This is a genomic window from Bradyrhizobium sp. Pha-3, from assembly GCF_042258325.1.
GTDB classification, from domain to species: Bacteria; Pseudomonadota; Alphaproteobacteria; order Rhizobiales; family Xanthobacteraceae; genus Bradyrhizobium; species Bradyrhizobium elkanii.
Map to the genome: position 1 here is coordinate 6560670 of NZ_CP170151.1, position 17334 is coordinate 6578003.

Here is a 17334-nt window from a genome sequence, read left to right on the forward strand (position 1 = left end):
GAGATGAAACGCATGTGGCGCCGCTGTCTGTTGACCGGGATGCTCGTTTGGCTTGCCGCGACACCGGCGTCCGCCTTCGTTGCCTACGTCTCCAACGAGAAGGGCAACACCGTCACGGTGATCGACACCAACAGCTGGACGGTGACCAAAACCATCAAGGTCGGCCAGCGGCCGCGTGGCATCGAATTCTCGCGCGACGGCAAGTTCGTGATGGTCGCGGTCGGCGACGACGACACGATCCAGGTGATCGATACCAAGACCCAGGAGATCGTCGACACCCTGCCCTCCGGTCCCGACCCTGAATTGTTCACCCAGGATGCCGCAGGCAAGACCATGTATGTCGCCAACGAGAACGACAACACGGTGACCGTGATCGATCTCGAAAAGGGCGCCCGGATCGGCGACATCCAGGTCGGCGTCGAGCCCGAAGGGATGACGATCAGCCCGGACGGCAAGATCCTGATCAATACCTCCGAAACCACCAACATGGCGCATTTCATCGACACGTCGACGCGCCAGATCGTCGCCAATGTGCTGGTCGATTCGCGGCCGCGCTTCGCCCAGTTCAAGCGCGACGGCTCCGAATTGTGGGTCTCCTCCGAGATCGGCGGCACGGTGTCGATCATCGATCCGGTCAAGCGCGAGGTGACCGGCAAGATGACGTTCGAAATTCCGGGCCTGCGCAACGAAGCGATCCAGCCTGTCGGCATCGGCATGACCAAGGACGGCAAGACTGCATTCATTGCTCTCGGCCCCGCCAATCGCGTCGCGGTCGTCGACGGGGTGACCCACAAGGTCCTCAAATATCTGCTGGTCGGCCAGCGGGTCTGGCACATGGATTTCACCCCGGACGAAAAATATCTGCTGGTCACCAACGGCGTCTCCAACGACGTCTCGGTGATCGACGTCGCATCCCAGAAGGTGATCAAGACCATTCAGGTCGGCGAACTGCCCTGGGGGATCACGATCGCGCAGCCATGACCGCAACCGACGCCCATATCGCGAGCCAGCCCTCGCCGGATGCAGGCCCTGGAACAGCCGCGGCCGTGCAGCCGGCCCTGTCGATCGGCAATGTCAGCCACAGCTACGGTCCGCGCCGCGCCCTGATCGATGTCAGTTTCACGGTCCAGCCTGCGAGCTTCACCGCGCTGCTGGGCCTCAATGGCGCCGGCAAGAGCACGCTGTTCTCGCTGGTGACGCGGCTGTTCGGCATCCAGAACGGCCAGATCAAGATCTTCGGCCACGACATCAGCCGGACGCCGGGTGAAGCGCTGCGGCTGATGGGCGTGGTGTTCCAGCCGCGAACGCTTGACCTCGATCTCTCGCTGACGCAGAACCTGCTGTATCACGCCGCGCTGCACGGCATCTCGCGGCGCGAGGCGCGGCTGCGCAGCGCCGAGGTGCTCGGCCGCATCGGGCTTGCCGACCGCGCCGCCAGCAAGGTGCGCGATCTCTCGGGCGGCCAGATGCGAAGGCTCGAGATCGCCCGCGCGCTGCTGCACCGGCCCCGGCTGCTGCTGCTCGACGAGGCCACGGTCGGGCTCGACGTCAAGGCGCGCGCCGACATCCTCGACCATGTCCGGCAGCTCGTCACCGAACAGGGCATCGGCGTGCTCTGGGCGACGCATCTGTTCGACGAGATCATGCCAAACGATGACCTCGTCGTGCTGCATCAGGGCCGAATGCTGGCGCACGGCCCGGTGTCCCGCGTGATCACTGATGCCGGCGCCCAGGACGTCAACACCGCGTTCATGCGCCTGACCGGAACGGCAACACTCGCGGGGAGACCGCCGTCATGACCAGCACGACGGTTACGCCTGAGCGAAGCGGCTTCTCGCTGTCGGAATACATCGTCTGCCTGAACGGCATCGTGTGGCGCGAGGCGCTGCGCTTCCTGCATCAGCGCGAGCGCTTCGTGTCGGCGCTGGTCAGGCCGCTGGTCTGGCTGTTCATCTTCGCGGCCGGATTCCGGCAGGTGCTCGGCATCTCGATCATCCCGCCCTACGAGACCTACATCCTCTACGAGGTCTACATCGCACCCGGGCTGATGGCGATGATCCAGCTCTTCAACGGCATGCAATCCTCGCTGTCGATGGTCTACGACCGCGAGATGGGCAACATGCGCACGCTGCTGGTCAGCCCTCTGCCGCGCGGCTATCTCTTGTTCTGCAAACTGCTCGCCGGCACGGCGGTGTCGCTGCTCCAGGTCTATGCTTTCCTTGTCATCGCGTGGTTCTGGGACATCGCGCCGCCGACGATCGGCTACCTCACCGTGCTTCCGGCGCTGGTGCTGTCGGGCCTGATGCTCGGCGCACTGGGCATGCTGATCTCAGCCAGCATCAAGCAGCTGGAAAATTTCGCCGGCGTGATGAACTTTGTGATCTTCCCGATGTTCTTCGCATCGTCGGCCCTCTACCCGCTGTGGCGCGTGCAGGAAGGCAGCCCGATGCTGTATTACATCTGCCAGTGCAATCCGTTCACGCATGCGGTGGAGCTGATCCGGTTTGCGCTGTATGGCAAGATGAACTGGGTTTCGCTCGCGGTGGTCGGCGGCTGCACGGTCGTCTTCATGATCGGCGCGATCCTGGCTTACGATCCATCGCGCGGCCTGGTGCGCCGCGGACCCGGCGGAGGCGAGGCATGACAGGCTGGCGACTGGGCGTGCTGCTCGCGATGGTTCTGTCGAACCAGGTCGCATCGGCTGCCGACCCGCGCTATCCGGACTGGCCCTGCCAACAGGCCAAGGTGCCCGAGATCTCGCTCGCCGCGGTCTGGGCCGGGCCGCCGCTCGGCGATGCCGAGACCAAGTGGAAGGACGACCCGAAAGTCAGCGCACTCGCGATCAAGCTCGCGGCGCGCCGTGTCCCGCTGGAGGAGGCGCAGAAGGAGATCACCGAATTCTTGTCAGCTGCTGCGGCCGACAAGGCCAATGCGGGAAAGCTGCTGTTCGCGGGCCTGTTCGATACGCTCAACGGACAGCGCGCCTCGGTGATGAACGGGCTCGAGCGCGTGATGCGCAAGCAGCGCGAGGCTGCGGAGAAGATCCGCGACGACACGCTCAAGCTGCAGGCGCTGCAGGACGCGACACCGCCGGACCAGGCCAAGGTCGACGATCTCGGCAATCAGCTGGTCTGGGAGACCCGCATCTTCGAGGACCGCGGGCGGGTGGTGAAATTCGTCTGCGAGGTGCCGACCGCCATCGATCAGCGGCTGTTCGCGCTCGGCCGCACCATCCAGCAGGAGCTGGATTGAGGCCTGCGACCGATCGCCCCGGGATCGTTAACGTGCCGCTTTGACGATCTCTCGGGTAACAATCTTTTGGGCCACGCCGATCCGGAACAAACTGCGCCGCCCGCTCGTTGTCTCCAACTATATCTGAAGTTGGGAGACCTCCATGAAAGCAGCCAAGATCGTCATGACCAGCCTTGCCACCGCGAGCCTGGTCACCTCAGCGGCTTTGGCCCAGCAATCCATGTCGGGAATGGTCACCAAAATTGACCGACTGAGTGGAACCATCTCGATCCAGCAGACGCAAAGCGGCACGGTGGGCGCGTCCGGCGGCGCGATTCAGGAATACAAGGTGCCCAAGGGACAATCGCTGGAGGCCTTCCACGCCGGTGACAAGGTCACGTTCACCACAACGGACAGCGACGGCGGCAAGACCATCAACAAGCTCGACAAGCAGAAGTAACGCCCGCGTGGTGCGTTGGCGGCGGGCTCATTGCTCTCCCTCGCGCGGCTCGGGCTCGGCATCCGCCAGCGGCAATTTGGCACGCTCCCATCCGTCGGTTCCCTCCGGATACCACGCCACGTTGCGGTAGCCGTAGGACAGCACGCGCTTGGCGGCGTTCCACGACATCCAGCAATTCTCCTGGCAGTAGATCACGAGCAATCTGGTCGCCTCGCCGCCTGAGGCGCGGACGAGCCCGCGTCGCAGATAATCCTCCGTGGGCGCAGCGAGCTTGCCGTAGCCGGTGTCGGGCAGCCAGATGCTGCCGGGAATGTTGAGGTGCGGCCGTTCGCGCCACACCGTGCCGGCGGGCAGATTTGGCTTCGGCGCGCGCGGCAGCACGTCGACGAAGGCGGCGGACTTGTCGCGCCAGATCGCTTCCGCTTCCGCGGTGGTGAGCACCCGTGTGCCGGCAAGCGTCACCGGCACCGGCGCGCGGTAGTCCTCGGTGCGATAGCCCTCCGGCTCTGCGGGTGGATCCTGCGCGCGGACAGGCGAAGCGGCGACGAACATCACCGCAAGCATGGCCGCGAGCCTGATCATGGTGATTTGGTCGCGGTCTCCGGCCCGATTGGACGGTCGTTCTCGTCGAGCAGCGGGACGCCGTAGTCGAGCAGGATCTTGTTGATCTCGGGCTGGTTCTCCTGGATCAGGCGATTGAGCTGGCGCTTCCAGTTCTGGTCGGACGCCCGCACGCCCATGCCGATGCGATAGACCAGCTTCGGTCCCGTGGTCTCCTTGACCAGCGGCGTGATGTGCAGCGGCGGGTTGGCCTTCTTGGCGTAAAAGCCCGCCATCGGCCCCCACAGGATGCCTGCGTCGATCTCGCCCTTGGCGAGATCGGTCATCATCGCCTCGGCCGATGAATCGTAGCGCGTATCGATCATCAGCGGATAAGGCTTCGCATTGGTCATCAGGCCGTTGATGGCCATGTTGGTCGCGGGCGGCGTTCCCGCCACGATGCCGATATGCTTGCCCTTCAACCGCTCGTCCTCGAGCGTCGTGACCTCATCGAGCCCACTGCCCGGCTTGGCAACGATCGCATACGCTGTGCGGTAATAGGGATTGGTGCCCTGCGCGAGGTCATCGCCTTGCGGAAAACCCATGATCACGTCGCAGCGATGCGCGCCGAGCGTCATCCGCACGAACCCGGTCGCCTGCGGAAAGAACATGTAGTCGAGCTTCTTTTGCAGTTTCCCGGCCAGCAGTTCGCCGATCTTGTTCTCAAATCCCTCGCCCTTGTCGTTCGAGAACGGCAGGTTGCGGGGATCGGCACAGATGCGCAGCACGCGGGCATCGATGAGCTCGATGGAAAGTTCGCCCTGATCATTGACCTGCGCGCGCGCAGTGTCGCGGCCGGCCAGACAGGCGATGAAGCCGACAAGCGCGAGCAGAACAGGACGGCATCCGACAATTCTCATTACGCGGTCTCCTCTTGATCGGATCGATCGCCGCCATCCAGCAATTGCCCGGCGCACCATGACGTGCAACAGGAATAATGATCGCGACCACGCCGCGTTGCTTGCTGCAGCGCAAACTGGAACGCGACGACATCGATCGCACGTCCCGGAGTAACTGAGGCGGAAACATGGCTCATGGCGGTTCGGTGCTTGCGCTGCTCCTGATGCTTTGGGCGCCGACCATAGCGCGGGCGCAAGAGGTGGAATTGCCTGTAAGCGAAGTCGCTCCCGGAATATTCGTTCACACCGGGGCCACCGCATTGATGACGCGCGAGAACGAAGGCGCCATCGCCAATGTGGGATTCGTGATCGGCGACAGCGCCGTCGCCGTCATCGACACCGGCGGCAGCGTCCGCGAAGGACGACAGCTGCTCGCCGCGGTCCGCAGCCATACCGACAAGCCGATCCGCTACGTGATCAACACCCACGCGCATCCGGATCACAGCTTCGGCAATGCGGCTTTCGTCGGCGACGGGACCAGCTTCGTCGGCCACAAGTCGCTGCCACGCGCGCTGGCCGCGCGCGGGCAATTCTACCTCGACGGGTTTCGCCGGAGCATGGGCGATGAGCTGATCGACGAGGTGAAGATCATCCCCCCGACCGTGCTGGTCGCGGACACGCTGAAGCTCGACCTCGGCGGACGGGCCCTCACCCTGAAAGCGTGGCCGCCCGCCCATAGCGACAACGACCTCACGGTCCTCGACGAGCAAACCAGAACCCTGTTCGCCGGCGATATGGTGTTTCTCATCCATATTCCCGTGGTCGACGGCAGCCTCAAGGGCTGGCTGCGTGTACTCGACGAGCTCGCGGCGATCTCCGCCGAGCGCGTGGTTCCCGGTCACGGACCCGTGAGCGCGTGGCCGGCGGCGCTTGCCGACGAGCGGCGTTATCTTGGAGTGCTGGCCGGCGATGTGCGCGCACTGGTCGCAAGCGGCAAGCCGATCACGACCGCAGCCGAGCACGCCGCAGCCGCCGAGCGGCCGCGCTGGCAATTGTTCGACGATTACAACGCCCGCAACGCAACTGCAGCATTCTCGGAAATTGAATGGGAATAGCTGTTCGTCCTATAGTGACGCGGCTGCATAGGATTTCGCGACCATGACCGGACATCGCGCCCGCCTGCTTTGCATCGCAAGCCTGCTCACGATCGCGCTGGGTACACCGGCTGCGCCCGCGGGGGAGGCCTATGATCCCTGGCCGGGTCTCGTCCAGGACATCTTCAGCAACCGTCCGATGAATGACGGCAATGATGTCATCGGCATCGAGATGCCGATGCGCGCGGAAGACGCCGCGATCGTGCCGGTGACGCTCCGCACCAAGCTGCAGCCGAGCGACAGCCGCCGCATCGTCGCGATCACGCTTGTGATCGACGAGAATCCGGCGCCGATGGCCGCGAAGTTCACGCTGGGACCGGCCGCCAACGTCACGGAGATCTCGACCCGCGTCCGTGTCAACAACTACACCAATGTGCACGCCGTCGCGGAGCTCAGCGACGGCAAGCTCTATGTCAGCAAGGTCTATGTCAAAGCCTCAGGTGGCTGCTCGGCGCCGGCCGGCAAGAACGTCGAGGAAGCCAAGAACCGCCTCGGCCAGATGCGCTACCGGCAATTCACCAAGTCCGAACAGGGACCTGCGACCAGCACGCGGGAAGCCCAGATCATGATCGGGCATCCCAATAATTCAGGCCTGCAGATGGACCAGGTCACGCAGCTCTATATCCCGGCCTTCTTCGTCAACGAGCTGCACATCTGGCAGGACGACAGTCCGGTGCTGGCGATGGAGGGCGGAATCTCGATTTCCGAGGATCCCAATATCCGCTTCACCTACGTCTCGAATGGCGCCAAGCGCTTCCGTGCCGAAGCCAAGGACACCGAAGGGCACATCTTCGAACACGAATGGAAGGTCGACAATCCCGGGACCTGACGCGCCGGCGATTCTCGCGATCAACGCTGGAGCCCCGGTCCGATGGAATCGGAACGGGGCCCTGGATTCTTGTCTTGACGCGTTTTCTTCACGCGAACCGGTATCCACTTCGCTCGAAAACGCTCTAGAAGCACCTGACCTCGGCTTCGGCCTGGGCGCGCCTGAGGTCATTGAGCGCGTTCGCGGCCTGCTCGGACGAACGGAACTGGCCGCCCAGATTGCCGCGCACCTGCGCCATGCTCAGCACGGTCTCGGCGGTGACGTAGCGGTCATAGGGGATGATCGAGGCGACGACGTCGATCGAGCAGGAACATTGCTCGATTGACTGCCGGGATTCGCCATTGGCCTTCATGCAGCCGAACACATATTCCGCCCGCGCCGAGGTCGGATAGTCGTTGATCTCCTGGGCGCGCACGCCGACGGCCGTCCCGGCGAGCACCAGGATGGCGGCAATCGGTCGTAGCATGCCAGCTCCTGCCATGGTCCTGCTTCCTCTTCTCTTTCCGCAAGCTATGCTATGGATGTTGATCAGAAAAGAAAACATTCGGGGAAGTGGCTCAAGAAACGATGATCATCTCTGTACGCACGGTGTTGGCTGCGGCAGTTCTGGCGGTCATGCAGTTCGGCACCTCGTGCTACGCGCAGACCATCCGCGTTGCAGCGCAGAAGACCGGAACGCTGGCCTGGGAACTGGCCGTCATTCGCTCCCATGGTCTCGACAAGAAGGCCAATCTGTCGATCGACGTCATCGAGCTGGCCAGCCCCGAGGCCGGCAAGATCGCGCTGCGCGCCGGCACGGCCGACGTGATGGTATCGGACTGGCCCTGGGTGTCGCGCGAGCGGTCGCTCGGCGCCAGGCTGCAATTCTATCCCTATTCGAGCGCGCTGGGCGCCGTGATGGTCCCGGCCTCCTCGCCGGTCAAGACGCTCGCGGACCTCAAGGGGCGCAAGCTTGCCATCGCCGGCGGCGCGATCGACAAGAACTGGCTGTTGCTGCAGGCCGCATCGAAGCAGGACGGCGTCGACTTGAAGTCGCAGGCGACCATCGTCTATGGCGCACCGCCGCTGCTGGCCGCCAAGACGCTCGGCGGCGAGATGGACGCGACGCTCAATTACTGGAATTTCTGCGCCGCGCTCGAAGCCAAGGGTTTTCGCCGGCTCGCCGGGATGGAGGAGATCCTGCAAAAGCTCGGCAGCAAGGGCCGCATCGCCATGATCGGCTACGTGTTCGACGAGGCCTGGGCCAACGCCAACAAGGATCTGGTGGCCCGCTTCATCGCCGTGACGCGCGCCGCGAAAGAGATTCTGGCGACCTCGGATGCCGAATGGGGCGCGATCGCGCCGCTCACCGGTGCGCAGGATGCCGCAACCCTGCATGCCTATCGTGAGCGCTACCGCGAAGGCATCCCGCGCCGTCCGATCGCCGAAGAGGAGGCGGATGCGCGCGTGCTCTACCGCGTGCTGGCGCAGCTCGGCGGCCGCGACCTGGTCGGCACGGCAACCGAACTCGATCCCGGCACCTTCTATCAAGCGATCCCGGGAGACTAGCAGTGCTGCGTCTCCTCTCATTCGCGCTGTTCATCGCGACCTGGTGGATTGCCTCGCTGCTGATCGGCGATGCGAAGCTGCCGGCGCCGCCCGCAGTGCTGTCGGTGCTCGTCGCCGAAGCCCGATCGGGCGCGCTGTTCGTCAATCTCGGCGCGACGTTGGCGCGCGTCGCGCTGGCCTTCACCCTTGCCATGGCGCTCGGCTCGGCGATCGGTTACCTCATGGGCCGCGTCTCGCTTGCCAATCGCCTTGGCGATCCCTGGCTGATCCTGCTGCTCAACCTGCCGGCGCTCGTCGTCATCGTGCTCGCTTACATCTGGGCCGGCCTGACCGAGGTCGCCGCGATCGCCGCCATCGCCATCAACAAGCTGCCGACCGCCGTCGTCACCCTGCGCGAGGGCGCCCGCGCGCTCGACCCTGCGCTCGACGAAATGGCGACGGCGTTTTCTTTTCCGCGAGGCCGCGCCTTCCGTCATGTGATCCTGCCGCAGCTTGCGCCCTACATCGCGGCCGCTGCGCGCTCCGGGCTCTCGCTGGTCTGGAAGATCGTGCTGGTCGCTGAATATCTCGGACGGCCGAACGGTGTCGGCTTCGAGATCGGCGTCGCCTTCCAGCTATTCGATATCCCCTTGCTGCTCGCCTATTCGCTGAGCTTTGCGGGTGTCGTGCTCGTCATCGAAACCCTGCTGGTGCAGCCGTTTGAAACCAGGCTAACGCGGTGGCGGCTCCGTGCAGCTTGAGGTCAATATCACCGGCAAGAGTTTTGAGAGCGCGGCCGGGAAGCGGCACGACGTGCTCGACAACGTCACCTTCACGTTGAACGCTGGCGAGGTCGGCGTGCTGTTCGGCCCGTCAGGCTGCGGCAAGAGCACCCTGCTCCGGATCCTCGCCGGGCTCGACGGCAACTACCAGGGCCATGTCACGCGATCGCCGGGCATGCGCCTTGGCATGGTCTTCCAGGAGCCGCGGCTGTTGCCCTGGCGCACGGTCGAGGAGAATGTGCGGCTGGCCGCGCCGCATGTCGGCGACAGCACGCTCTCTGCGCTGTTCGAGGTGCTCGAACTGGGCGCGCACCGCAACCATTTTCCCGCGGAGCTGTCACTCGGCCTCGCCCGCCGCGTCGCGCTGGCCCGCGCCTTCGCCATCGAGCCTGATTTCCTGATCCTCGATGAGCCGCTGGCCTCGCTCGACAATGCACTCGCGGGACGGCTGCGCGACCAGGTCGCGACGCTGGTCGCCAGCCGAAAAATGATGACCTTGCTCGTCACCCACGATCTCGACGACGCCGTTCGTCTCGGCGATCGCCTGTTCTTCCTGTCGCCGCGGCCGGCCCGAATCCTTCACGTCGAGACCATTGCCGCACCACGCGCGACGCGCGGCGAGCCCGAGATCGACGAAATCAAGCGGCAGCTCTCGCAGTTGGACCTTGCAAATATGTGAGACGCCGTCATCCTTGGACGAAGCATAAGGGAGAGGCTGGATGTCGCGCGCGTTGATCGCTGTTGGTGTTGCGTTGCTTGTGCTGCCGGCGACAGTGCTCGCCCAAAGCAAGGGCAAAGGCATTCGGCTGTGGAATCTGACCAGCGCCACGATTTCGAGCTTTGAGCTGTCGCCGGCAGGCAAGAACGAGTGGGGTCCCAACCAGACGCTCAACGACAAGGACAAGGAAGTCGACCACGACGAGCGGCTGCGCATCACCGGCGTCGAACCCGGTCGCTACGACGCTAAGGTCGGCTACAGCGGTGCCAGGCAGTGCTTCGTTCGCGACATCGAGATCAAGGCGGACGCCGTGTTTTCGGTGTCCGACAAGGACCTGAAGGACTGCAACAAATAGGAAGGCTAACCCGCCGGCGGCTCGCCGCCCGCGCCGGCCCGATCGTTGCTGTGCGGATACTCGCAACGCCAGCGCACCGCAGTCCATTTCGGATGTTCGCCGACCCATCGCGCGATGTAAGGCGGCGCGGCCATGGCGCATTGCTGCAGCGAGCCGTTCCAGTTGAACACCAGATGCTGCTCCTCGCAGGTGGCGGGCGACAGCACGGCACATACAGTGACGATCAGATCAATCGGATTCATGCGCGATCCCTATGCGTGCTCATGCAATGGATAACACGGTAAAATACGTAACCAGCCACGTCCGGGTTTCACAGCCCCGTGAGGGGTTGGGGAACCCGGTCCCGGAGGCTTTACGCTCTAGAAGTTCAAACCGTACACCAGCCGCGCCTGGTGGCGCTCGAAATTGACGAGGTCGAGGGCAGCGTTGCTCCCGGCCCGCTGCCCCCAGGCCTGGACGCTCCAGGTCGCGGTCAGGCGTGAACGTTCGGAGAGCTGGAAATAGGCGGTGGGCCCGATGAACAGCGCCTGCCCTGACAGTTCATCCAGGCCGATTCCCTCATACTTCCTGAAATAGCGCGCTTCGCCGCCGATCAGGATATCCGGCTTCACCCTGGCCATCAGGCCGAATGCGGCACCGATGGTTGCATCCTGATCCGCAGCACCGGTGCGCGGCGTGCGCGTCCATTCCGGTTCATAGCTTAGGTTAAGGGCCGCGATGACAAAATTCGGGATCACTTCACGGTCGAACGCGACCGTGAGTTCGGTGCCATAACTGCGGACGGCCGCGGCCGTCGTCTCGTCGACGCGATCGGCTCGCGTTTCCAGCGCGACCGTCATGCCAAAGGGCGCCGTCTCGCGATTCAGAAAGCGATAGCGGAAATCGACCGAGACGCTCTGCCACGACAGCTGGCGCCGATCGTCAAGACCTGGAACGCGGCTGATGTCGTATGCGCTGAATGACGTTCCAAGCTCAACACGAAAATTCGGCGCGGGCACGAGCTCGAGCTCCATTTCCTGATTGAGCGTGCGATACCGGCCGCCGTCCTTGGTGAAGCGCCCGGTGGTCTGGCTCTGGAATTCACGCTCGCCGACATTGCCCACGTCGGAGCCGATCATGAAGCCGAAAATGTGCTCGGTATCAAAGTCCTCGGCATAGGCGCGAGGCGGCAACGCCGCCGCGATGCCGGCAATCGACGCGCACAGCATCCCCATCCAACGCCCGGTCTTGATCTTTGGATTCATCGTCCCCGCACCACCGCCTCCGGCCACACTGTAGGACAAAGCAGCAAGGCCCGCCAATCGCGCAGGTGGTGTCGGTCTCAAGGTCTTGTGGGAAGGGCATGAGGGAAGCTGTCCGAGCGGCCGTATCAAGGCCCGCGAAAGACACTTTCCACAAAAGACGCCTGCCCGGCTCGATGCAGCGCGCTGCATGAACCGGGCAGGCTGTCTCGCGTTACTTGTCTTAAGATTACTTGCGCGCTGCGCAGGCGTACATGTTGATTTCCATGCCCACCGGCACTTCGACGATCTTCGGTGTTTTCCAGGCCATTTCCTTCTCCCAAGTCATAGGTTGGCGCAAGCCTCGCGCCGCGCGGCAAGCTAGGGCTGCCTTTTCCAGGGCGCAAGCCGGCCGGGTAAGGACCCGACTTCGCTGCTGGACATGCCGAAGCGGACGACGGCTCGCTGACATCTGCCCGGCATCGGGAACTCCGACGCTGATCTGTCGGGCATTTTCCGGCTGCCGGGCGGCGACGCGCGGGTAAGGAGACCCGATTCATCCCGCCGCGTCTTGCCCAAGAGCGAAATCGCAACTTTTTTTGTTATGCGCGGAATCCTGCGTCAATATCCGGCAAATCCGCCCGGCAAAGGTTCGCCGGCTGGCAACCTATTTGAGCAGGCGCAGCAGGGCTCGGCCGGCACGCGACTTCAACTCTTTCGCATCCAGCGTTCCGTCATTGTCGGGATCGGCGGCCTTGAAGCGCTGCTCGACGACCGCAAGGTATTCGTCGAGCGTCAGGGTACCGTCGTGATCCGGATCGGCGGCGGCCAGTTCTTTCGCGGTCAGCCGTCCGCGCAATTCGCGCGCGTCGAGCGTGCCGTCATGGTCGGGATCGAGCTTCGCGAACAGGTCGGCCGCAGCCTTCTTGGCTTCGGCAAGGTCGACCGTACCGTCATTGTCAGGATCAAGCATCTTCAGCGCGCTCTTGCGGCCGGATGCCGCCAGGGCGGGCCCCGACAGGATGGCGATGGCCAAACTCAGCGCAAGCGATCGGCGCGAAATCATCGTTCGTCTCCCGTAAGTGCCGCTCCGGCGAAGACACGGAGCGCCTGCGATCGGACCCTACCATAGCAGCTTCAGCGGAGCTTCCCACGGTTCGTGTACGCGGCGAAATCCTGTCGGGATTCGGGTGGAAAGCGGTTGCCTCACGGGTCATCTGTGGCGCTCTCGATGGCACCACAACGAGCGAGGTGACCCATGACAAGCATTTGCAAGAACGCATTGGGCTGCCTCGTTGCATTCGGTCTGATCGCGCCCGTGTCCGCGCAGACGCGGCACCCTGCCCTCTCGGCGGAGGCGGTCCAGCAGCGCGTGCTCACCGGCAAGGAGCGGCTCGGCCGCAAATGGACCGACGAGCAGCGTATCGATAATTGCAACGTGCCGCCGGACAAGCGGGGCGCGAAACCGCGGCCGAGTGTCTGTCCCCCTACGCCGTCAAGCTGACCGTTCGCGCTGCGGCATAACGGCGGGCCGCGCTGGTGTAGCGTATTCCACGCGACGGTAAGCCACGGGCGCGTTTGCCAAAACCTGACGCCTTCGACCCGGGCTCGCGCGGTTAGCGGGGCGCTCGTTCACGTTTTCGTATTGACCCGTTTTGGTTTCAGGCGGATGGTTCCGTCCGCAACGTCAGGAATAGGCGTGCAGAAAAAGGTTCATTGGGAGGATATGATGAGACGTATTGCGCTGGCCGCGAGCCTCGTAATTCTTGCATCCTATGGGGCAAGCGCCCAGACCAGCGAGCAGTTGGTCAAGGGTGCGACCGATACATCGAACGTTCTCAATTATGGAATGGGCTACAATCTTCAGCGCTTCTCGACGCTGAACCAGATCAACAAGGACACCGTCAAAAATCTGGTGCCGGTCTGGAATTACAGTTTGAACGACGACCGCAGCGAGGAATCGCAGCCGCTCGTCTACCAGGGCGTCATTTACGTCACCACGCACAACGCCACGATCGCGATCGACGCCAAATCCGGCAAGCAGATTTGGAAGACCAAGGTCGAGTATCCCGCCGAGACGCCGCGTATCGTTTGCTGCGGCATCATCAATCGCGGTGCCGCGCTGTATGACGGCAAGGTGTTCCGCACCACGCTCGACGCCAACGTGATCGCGCTCGATGCCAAGACCGGCAAGGAGCTGTGGCGCCAGAAGGCTGCGGATATCAAGGAAGGCTACTCGATGACGGTGGCCCCGCTGGTCGCCGACGGCGTCGTGATCACCGGCATCTCGGGCGCTGAATTCGGCACCCGCGGCTTCATCGACGGCTGGGATCCGGCCACCGGCAAAAAGCTCTGGCGGACCTACTCGATCCCGACCCCGGACGAACCCGGTGGCGACACCTGGAAGGGCGACACCTGGAAGCTCGGCGGCGGATCGACCTGGATCACCGGCTCCTACGATCCCGAACTGAACACGGTGTATTGGGGCATCGGCAATCCCGGACCGTTCAATTCGGCGGTGCGTCCCGGCGACAACCTCTACACCTGCTCGGTGCTGGCGCTCGATCCGAAGACCGGCAAGATCAAGTGGCACTACCAGTTCTCGCCGAACAACCCGTTCGACTACGACTCGGTGGCCGAGATGGTGCTCGCCGACATGAATGTCGAGGGCAAGCCGACCAAGGTGCTGATGGACGCCAACCGCAACGGCTTCTTCTACGTGCTCGATCGCACCAACGGGAAGCTGCTCGCGGCCAATCCCTATGTGAACGTCAACTGGGCCACCGGCATCGACATGAAGACCGGGCGGCCGATCGAGACCGACATCACCAAGGATGCGCGTGAAGGCAAGAAGGTCACGGTCTACCCGTCGATCCTCGGCGGCAAGAACTGGGAGCCGATGTCGTTCAATCCACAGACCGGCCTCGCTTACGCCAACACGCTCGCCTTCGGCGGCAAGTACAAGGCCGAGCCGGTGACGTTCAAGCAGGGCGAATGGTATCTCGGCATGGATCTCACCGATCCCTGGGAATGGGGCACCGGACCGCGCGGCCACCTGAAGGCGATCGATCCGATGACCGGCAAGGCGAAGTGGGAAGCGCCGAGCGATATTCCGCGCTTCTCCGGCGTGCTCTCCACCGGCGGCGGCGTGGTGTTCTCCGGTCAGCTGACCGGCGAGTTCGAGGCGTTCGATGCCGATACCGGCAAGAAGCTCTGGCAGTTCCAGACCGGCTCGGGCATCGAAGGACAACCGGTCACCTGGCAGCAGGACGGCGTGCAGTATGTCGCCGTTACCTCCGGCTATGGCGGCGTCTATTCGCTGTTCTCGGGCGACGAGCGGCTTGCCAAGGTCCCGCCCGGCGGCTCGCTTTGGGTTTTCGCGGTCAAGAACTGAGCGCGGAGCACACGTGACTGAACGAGTAATCCTGTTGACGGCGGCGATCTTCGCCGCCGTCGCGACGGCCTTGATCATGTTGATCCCGGCCGCCGCACAGCAAACCACCGCAATCGACCTTCAGGGTCAGGCCGACCAGGGCAAGGTCACCTACGCCAAGAACTGCTCGCATTGCCATGGGCCCAACATGGTCAACTCCGGCACCATCACGCCGGACTTGCGCGCGTTTCCCGACGACAAGACGCGCTTCGTCACCACCGTGAAGCAAGGCAAGAACGGCAAGATGCCGCCCTGGGTCGACATTCTGAACGAGCAGGAGATCGCCGACGTCTGGGCCTTCGTGTCGAGCCGGAGGACCCCATGAGGGCCCTGCTTGCGGGCGCCGCGACGGCTCTGCTTCTTGCCATGTCGGCGGCAGCACACGCGGCCGACGACCCGCTCAAGGTATGCCTCGACGAGGATCTGCCGCCGCTGTCGGCGCATCATCGCGGCAAACCGGATGCCGGCTTCGACGTGGCGCTCGCGCAGGCCATTGCCGAGCTGCTTGGACGGCCGCTCAAGATCCAGTGGTTCGAGAGCAAGCTCGACGAGGATTCGAGCCCCGCGCTCGAAGCCAATGCGCTGCTGTCGGACGGGCGCTGCTCGCTGGTCGGCGGCTACGCCCTCACCAAGGACTCGCTGAAGGCGCCCGGCGTCACGACGGCCAAGCTGCCCGACTTCGACGGCGCCACCCGCGAGGATCGCCGCCGACGGATCCCGATCGGGGTGCTGGCGCCAAGCCAGCCCTACATCTATTCGCCGATGACCGTCGTCCTCGGTCCCAAGGCCAGGGACAAGGTCAAGGAGCGCAAGATCACCGATATCGGCGATCTCGCCGGCCTTCGCCTGACGATCGAAAGCGGCACGCTGGGCGATGCCATTCTGATGACCTTCGACAAGGGAAGGCTGATCGACGACATCACGCACCTCGTTCCGGGGCGCAGCGACCTGCTCGGAGAGTTGGAGCGCGGCGAATTCGACGCCACACTGCTCGACCTGCGCCGCTTCGATGCCTACCGCGCTGAACATCCGGACACCAGGATCACGGCCTCGGGCTACTATTATCCGATCGGCGCCAACCGCGGCTACGTTGCGCTCGAGACCGACAAGGCGCTGCTGGAATCCGTCAACAAGGTCCTCGCCGATCTGCAGGCCAAGGGCACCATCGCGGATATTGGCAAAGCCGCCGGCCTCACCTGGCTTCCGCCGCGCGAGCCGATCATCCTCGGCGATGTCTGGCTGAAGATCCTGAACCGCTGATGCCGGCGATAGCTATCGCAAATAGCTCGCCAGATTCATGCTCTGGATCTTGGAGATCGCCGAATAGGACGCCGTCAGCTGCGCCTGATAGGTCGAAAGCTGCGCCGTCACGGCCGCAACGTCGACGCTGGTGAGGTCCGTCGACAGGGTCTTCGCAAAATTCTGATAGTCGCTCTGGTTCCTGCTGGCGGTCTCGATCTGCGACGCCGCGGTCGACAGCTTTGCCTGCACGGTGGACGTCGCATCCAGCGCATTGCTGGCGAGGTCGAGTGCCTGCGAGACTTCGCTCGACGACAAATTCGAGCTGTTGCCGACGAATTTCAAGAGCCGCATCACCTGCTCGAACGCCGGATTGCCGGCGGTGATGCCGTAGGAGATCGACTGGCTGTCCGACACTCGCACGGACGCGATCTCGCTGTCGCCCTTGTAGTAGCTGGTGTCTGATGTCGTCAGCGATCCAGTGCCCGTCCCAAAGCTCGACAGGTCCGCCGGCGCAGTGTCGGTGCGGGCGCCGCTAAAGACATATTCGCCGTCATACTGCGTGTTGAGCAGCCCCTGCATCTGCGCCATGGCCTGCTGGGCATAGTTGATCACCGATGCCGTCGCCGTGCTGCTGCCGGTGGTGGCCGCGCTGAGCTGCGTCCGCAGCTGCGTGATGATGTCGGTCACCGAGCCGACCGCCGAATACATCACCTGCACCTTGTTGTCGGCGAGTTGGCTGGCATCGATATAGGACTGCGCACGTGTCACCGAGACCTGCAAATTGATGACGCGCCCGGCGCCGGAACCGTAGCCGCCGAAATCCTCGGACTGCAGCCCGGAGGACTCCTGCACCTGCTCGTTGGCCATCACCGCCTGAACCCGCAGAGCGTTTGAGATCATCTGGTCCGACTGTGCAAAGGTGGCAACACGCATCATCATGACGA

Annotated in this window: 23 protein-coding genes; 15 read left to right on the top strand and 8 right to left on the bottom strand. The window is 63.8% G+C overall.

The genetic code is table 11. The annotated features are described in order from the left end of the window. The first annotated feature begins 3 nt into the window (after positions 1 to 3). From ACE10X_RS31405 to ACE10X_RS31425, 5 genes are all read left to right on the top strand, one after another. The gene (locus tag ACE10X_RS31405; protein WP_375763352.1) at positions 4 to 981 is read left to right on the top strand and encodes a YVTN family beta-propeller repeat protein; all 978 of its coding nucleotides are present in this window, start codon (positions 4 to 6) and stop codon (positions 979 to 981) included. Continuing rightward, on the top strand, positions 978 to 1799 hold the full coding sequence (locus tag ACE10X_RS31410) for an ABC transporter ATP-binding protein (RefSeq protein ID WP_375763353.1): 822 nt from the start codon (positions 978 to 980) through the stop codon (positions 1797 to 1799). The genes ACE10X_RS31405 and ACE10X_RS31410 overlap by 4 nt, the downstream gene beginning before the upstream one ends. Further along, positions 1796 to 2644 (top strand): ABC transporter permease, encoded by an 849-nt coding sequence (locus ACE10X_RS31415; RefSeq protein ID WP_028336929.1) that lies wholly within the window; start codon positions 1796 to 1798, stop codon positions 2642 to 2644. Before ACE10X_RS31410 ends, ACE10X_RS31415 begins: the two co-directional genes overlap by 4 nt. Then, positions 2641 to 3252 (top strand): hypothetical protein, encoded by a 612-nt coding sequence (locus tag ACE10X_RS31420; RefSeq protein ID WP_038383452.1) that lies wholly within the window; start codon positions 2641 to 2643, stop codon positions 3250 to 3252. The genes ACE10X_RS31415 and ACE10X_RS31420 overlap by 4 nt, the downstream gene beginning before the upstream one ends. 142 nt (positions 3253 to 3394) lie before the next feature. Continuing rightward, positions 3395 to 3691 carry a copper-binding protein gene (locus tag ACE10X_RS31425; protein ID WP_375763354.1) on the top strand — a complete coding sequence of 99 codons (297 nt, stop codon included), beginning with the start codon at positions 3395 to 3397 and terminating at the stop codon, positions 3689 to 3691. Positions 3692 to 3718: 27 nt separating this feature from the next. On the opposite strand, the gene ACE10X_RS31430 is transcribed toward ACE10X_RS31425, so the two are convergent. Then, positions 3719 to 4273 carry a PQQ-dependent catabolism-associated CXXCW motif protein gene (locus tag ACE10X_RS31430; protein WP_038383450.1) on the bottom strand — a complete coding sequence of 185 codons (555 nt, stop codon included), beginning with the start codon at positions 4271 to 4273 and terminating at the stop codon, positions 3719 to 3721. After that, the gene (locus ACE10X_RS31435) at positions 4270 to 5151 is read right to left on the bottom strand and encodes a substrate-binding domain-containing protein (RefSeq protein WP_038383449.1); all 882 of its coding nucleotides are present in this window, start codon (positions 5149 to 5151) and stop codon (positions 4270 to 4272) included. The genes ACE10X_RS31430 and ACE10X_RS31435 overlap by 4 nt, the downstream gene beginning before the upstream one ends. Positions 5152 to 5318: 167 nt before the next feature. Here ACE10X_RS31435 and ACE10X_RS31440 point away from each other — a divergent pair, with 167 nt between their 5' ends. Together ACE10X_RS31440 and ACE10X_RS31445 are read left to right on the top strand one after the other, a co-directional pair. Continuing rightward, positions 5319 to 6245: a quinoprotein relay system zinc metallohydrolase 2 gene (locus tag ACE10X_RS31440; RefSeq protein WP_375763355.1), complete on the top strand. Its 927-nt coding sequence runs from the start codon at positions 5319 to 5321 to the stop codon at positions 6243 to 6245. A 43-nt stretch (positions 6246 to 6288) separates the two neighbouring features. Continuing rightward, positions 6289 to 7113 (top strand): quinoprotein dehydrogenase-associated SoxYZ-like carrier, encoded by an 825-nt coding sequence (locus ACE10X_RS31445; RefSeq protein ID WP_375763356.1) that lies wholly within the window; start codon positions 6289 to 6291, stop codon positions 7111 to 7113. 124 nt (positions 7114 to 7237) lie between these two features. Here the strand turns inward: ACE10X_RS31445 and ACE10X_RS31450 are convergent, their stop codons facing one another. Next, on the bottom strand, positions 7238 to 7579 hold the full coding sequence (locus tag ACE10X_RS31450; protein WP_375763357.1) for a hypothetical protein: 342 nt from the start codon (positions 7577 to 7579) through the stop codon (positions 7238 to 7240). 149 nt (positions 7580 to 7728) lie between these two features. Here ACE10X_RS31450 and ACE10X_RS31455 point away from each other — a divergent pair, with 149 nt between their 5' ends. From ACE10X_RS31455 to ACE10X_RS31470, 4 genes are read left to right on the top strand one after another with little or no spacing between them, the layout of a single operon-like run. Beyond that, positions 7729 to 8661, top strand: coding sequence for an ABC transporter substrate-binding protein (locus ACE10X_RS31455; RefSeq protein ID WP_375764631.1), 933 nt, complete (start codon positions 7729 to 7731; stop codon positions 8659 to 8661). 2 nt (positions 8662 to 8663) lie between these two features. Continuing rightward, on the top strand, positions 8664 to 9401 hold the full coding sequence (locus ACE10X_RS31460) for an ABC transporter permease (RefSeq protein ID WP_028340091.1): 738 nt from the start codon (positions 8664 to 8666) through the stop codon (positions 9399 to 9401). Beyond that, positions 9391 to 10101: an ABC transporter ATP-binding protein gene (locus ACE10X_RS31465; RefSeq protein WP_375763358.1), complete on the top strand. Its 711-nt coding sequence runs from the start codon at positions 9391 to 9393 to the stop codon at positions 10099 to 10101. The genes ACE10X_RS31460 and ACE10X_RS31465 overlap by 11 nt, the downstream gene beginning before the upstream one ends. 40 nt (positions 10102 to 10141) lie before the next feature. Then, positions 10142 to 10495, top strand: coding sequence for a hypothetical protein (locus tag ACE10X_RS31470; RefSeq protein ID WP_028340089.1), 354 nt, complete (start codon positions 10142 to 10144; stop codon positions 10493 to 10495). 5 nt (positions 10496 to 10500) lie between these two features. Here the strand turns inward: ACE10X_RS31470 and ACE10X_RS31475 are convergent, their stop codons facing one another. The 4 genes from ACE10X_RS31475 to ACE10X_RS31490 form a co-directional block, all read right to left on the bottom strand. Continuing rightward, positions 10501 to 10737 carry a hypothetical protein gene (locus ACE10X_RS31475; protein WP_028340088.1) on the bottom strand — a complete coding sequence of 79 codons (237 nt, stop codon included), beginning with the start codon at positions 10735 to 10737 and terminating at the stop codon, positions 10501 to 10503. Positions 10738 to 10854: 117 nt separating this feature from the next. Then, the gene (locus ACE10X_RS31480) at positions 10855 to 11703 is read right to left on the bottom strand and encodes a hypothetical protein (RefSeq protein ID WP_080583264.1); all 849 of its coding nucleotides are present in this window, start codon (positions 11701 to 11703) and stop codon (positions 10855 to 10857) included. A gap of 262 nt (positions 11704 to 11965) precedes the next feature. Further along, positions 11966 to 12046: a pyrroloquinoline quinone precursor peptide PqqA gene (gene pqqA, locus ACE10X_RS31485; RefSeq protein WP_009031067.1), complete on the bottom strand. Its 81-nt coding sequence runs from the start codon at positions 12044 to 12046 to the stop codon at positions 11966 to 11968. 336 nt (positions 12047 to 12382) lie between these two features. Beyond that, positions 12383 to 12781, bottom strand: a complete 399-nt coding sequence (locus ACE10X_RS31490) for an EF-hand domain-containing protein (protein WP_038383444.1) — start codon at positions 12779 to 12781, stop codon at positions 12383 to 12385. A 192-nt stretch (positions 12782 to 12973) separates the two neighbouring features. On the opposite strand from ACE10X_RS31490, the gene ACE10X_RS31495 reads away from it, so the two are divergent. The 4 genes from ACE10X_RS31495 (at position 12974) to ACE10X_RS31510 (ending at position 16408) form a co-directional block, all read left to right on the top strand. After that, positions 12974 to 13219: a hypothetical protein gene (locus ACE10X_RS31495; protein ID WP_244435729.1), complete on the top strand. Its 246-nt coding sequence runs from the start codon at positions 12974 to 12976 to the stop codon at positions 13217 to 13219. 225 nt (positions 13220 to 13444) lie between these two features. After that, a complete protein-coding gene (locus ACE10X_RS31500; RefSeq protein WP_038379118.1) occupies positions 13445 to 15109 on the top strand; it encodes a methanol/ethanol family PQQ-dependent dehydrogenase in 1665 nt (554 codons plus the stop codon). Between the two features lie 76 nt (positions 15110 to 15185). Continuing rightward, positions 15186 to 15473 (top strand): cytochrome c, encoded by a 288-nt coding sequence (locus ACE10X_RS31505; protein WP_050999374.1) that lies wholly within the window; start codon positions 15186 to 15188, stop codon positions 15471 to 15473. Then, positions 15470 to 16408 (top strand): ABC transporter substrate-binding protein, encoded by a 939-nt coding sequence (locus tag ACE10X_RS31510; RefSeq protein WP_038383441.1) that lies wholly within the window; start codon positions 15470 to 15472, stop codon positions 16406 to 16408. The genes ACE10X_RS31505 and ACE10X_RS31510 overlap by 4 nt, the downstream gene beginning before the upstream one ends. Positions 16409 to 16420: 12 nt before the next feature. Here ACE10X_RS31510 and ACE10X_RS31515 read toward each other — a convergent pair whose 3' ends face one another. Next, complete coding sequence (locus tag ACE10X_RS31515; RefSeq protein ID WP_038383440.1) at positions 16421 to 17329, bottom strand: flagellin; 909 nt, start codon at positions 17327 to 17329, stop codon at positions 16421 to 16423. Positions 17330 to 17334 lie beyond the last annotated feature (5 nt).

Excerpts from the sequence above, each read along its gene's own strand:
- ACE10X_RS31405 (WP_375763352.1), top strand. The coding sequence starts at position 4 with ATGAAACGCATGTGGCGCCGCTGTCTGTTGACCGGGATGCTCGTTTGG.
- ACE10X_RS31410 (WP_375763353.1), top strand. The coding sequence starts at position 978 with ATGACCGCAACCGACGCCCATATCGCGAGCCAGCCCTCGCCGGATGCA.
- ACE10X_RS31415 (WP_028336929.1), top strand. The coding sequence starts at position 1,796 with ATGACCAGCACGACGGTTACGCCTGAGCGAAGCGGCTTCTCGCTGTCG.
- ACE10X_RS31420 (WP_038383452.1), top strand. The coding sequence starts at position 2,641 with ATGACAGGCTGGCGACTGGGCGTGCTGCTCGCGATGGTTCTGTCGAAC.
- ACE10X_RS31425 (WP_375763354.1), top strand. The coding sequence starts at position 3,395 with ATGAAAGCAGCCAAGATCGTCATGACCAGCCTTGCCACCGCGAGCCTG.
- ACE10X_RS31430 (WP_038383450.1), bottom strand. The coding sequence starts at position 4,273 with ATGATCAGGCTCGCGGCCATGCTTGCGGTGATGTTCGTCGCCGCTTCG.
- ACE10X_RS31435 (WP_038383449.1), bottom strand. The coding sequence starts at position 5,151 with ATGAGAATTGTCGGATGCCGTCCTGTTCTGCTCGCGCTTGTCGGCTTC.
- ACE10X_RS31440 (WP_375763355.1), top strand. The coding sequence starts at position 5,319 with ATGGCTCATGGCGGTTCGGTGCTTGCGCTGCTCCTGATGCTTTGGGCG.
- ACE10X_RS31445 (WP_375763356.1), top strand. The coding sequence starts at position 6,289 with ATGACCGGACATCGCGCCCGCCTGCTTTGCATCGCAAGCCTGCTCACG.
- ACE10X_RS31450 (WP_375763357.1), bottom strand. The coding sequence starts at position 7,579 with ATGCTACGACCGATTGCCGCCATCCTGGTGCTCGCCGGGACGGCCGTC.
- ACE10X_RS31455 (WP_375764631.1), top strand. The coding sequence starts at position 7,729 with ATGCAGTTCGGCACCTCGTGCTACGCGCAGACCATCCGCGTTGCAGCG.
- ACE10X_RS31470 (WP_028340089.1), top strand. The coding sequence starts at position 10,142 with ATGTCGCGCGCGTTGATCGCTGTTGGTGTTGCGTTGCTTGTGCTGCCG.
- ACE10X_RS31475 (WP_028340088.1), bottom strand. The coding sequence starts at position 10,737 with ATGAATCCGATTGATCTGATCGTCACTGTATGTGCCGTGCTGTCGCCC.
- ACE10X_RS31480 (WP_080583264.1), bottom strand. The coding sequence starts at position 11,703 with ATGCTGTGCGCGTCGATTGCCGGCATCGCGGCGGCGTTGCCGCCTCGC.
- pqqA (WP_009031067.1), bottom strand. The coding sequence starts at position 12,046 with ATGGCCTGGAAAACACCGAAGATCGTCGAAGTGCCGGTGGGCATGGAA.
- ACE10X_RS31490 (WP_038383444.1), bottom strand. The coding sequence starts at position 12,781 with ATGATTTCGCGCCGATCGCTTGCGCTGAGTTTGGCCATCGCCATCCTG.
- ACE10X_RS31495 (WP_244435729.1), top strand. The coding sequence starts at position 12,974 with ATGACAAGCATTTGCAAGAACGCATTGGGCTGCCTCGTTGCATTCGGT.
- ACE10X_RS31500 (WP_038379118.1), top strand. The coding sequence starts at position 13,445 with ATGAGACGTATTGCGCTGGCCGCGAGCCTCGTAATTCTTGCATCCTAT.
- ACE10X_RS31505 (WP_050999374.1), top strand. The coding sequence starts at position 15,186 with ATGTTGATCCCGGCCGCCGCACAGCAAACCACCGCAATCGACCTTCAG.
- ACE10X_RS31510 (WP_038383441.1), top strand. The coding sequence starts at position 15,470 with ATGAGGGCCCTGCTTGCGGGCGCCGCGACGGCTCTGCTTCTTGCCATG.
- ACE10X_RS31515 (WP_038383440.1), bottom strand. The coding sequence starts at position 17,329 with ATGATGATGCGTGTTGCCACCTTTGCACAGTCGGACCAGATGATCTCA.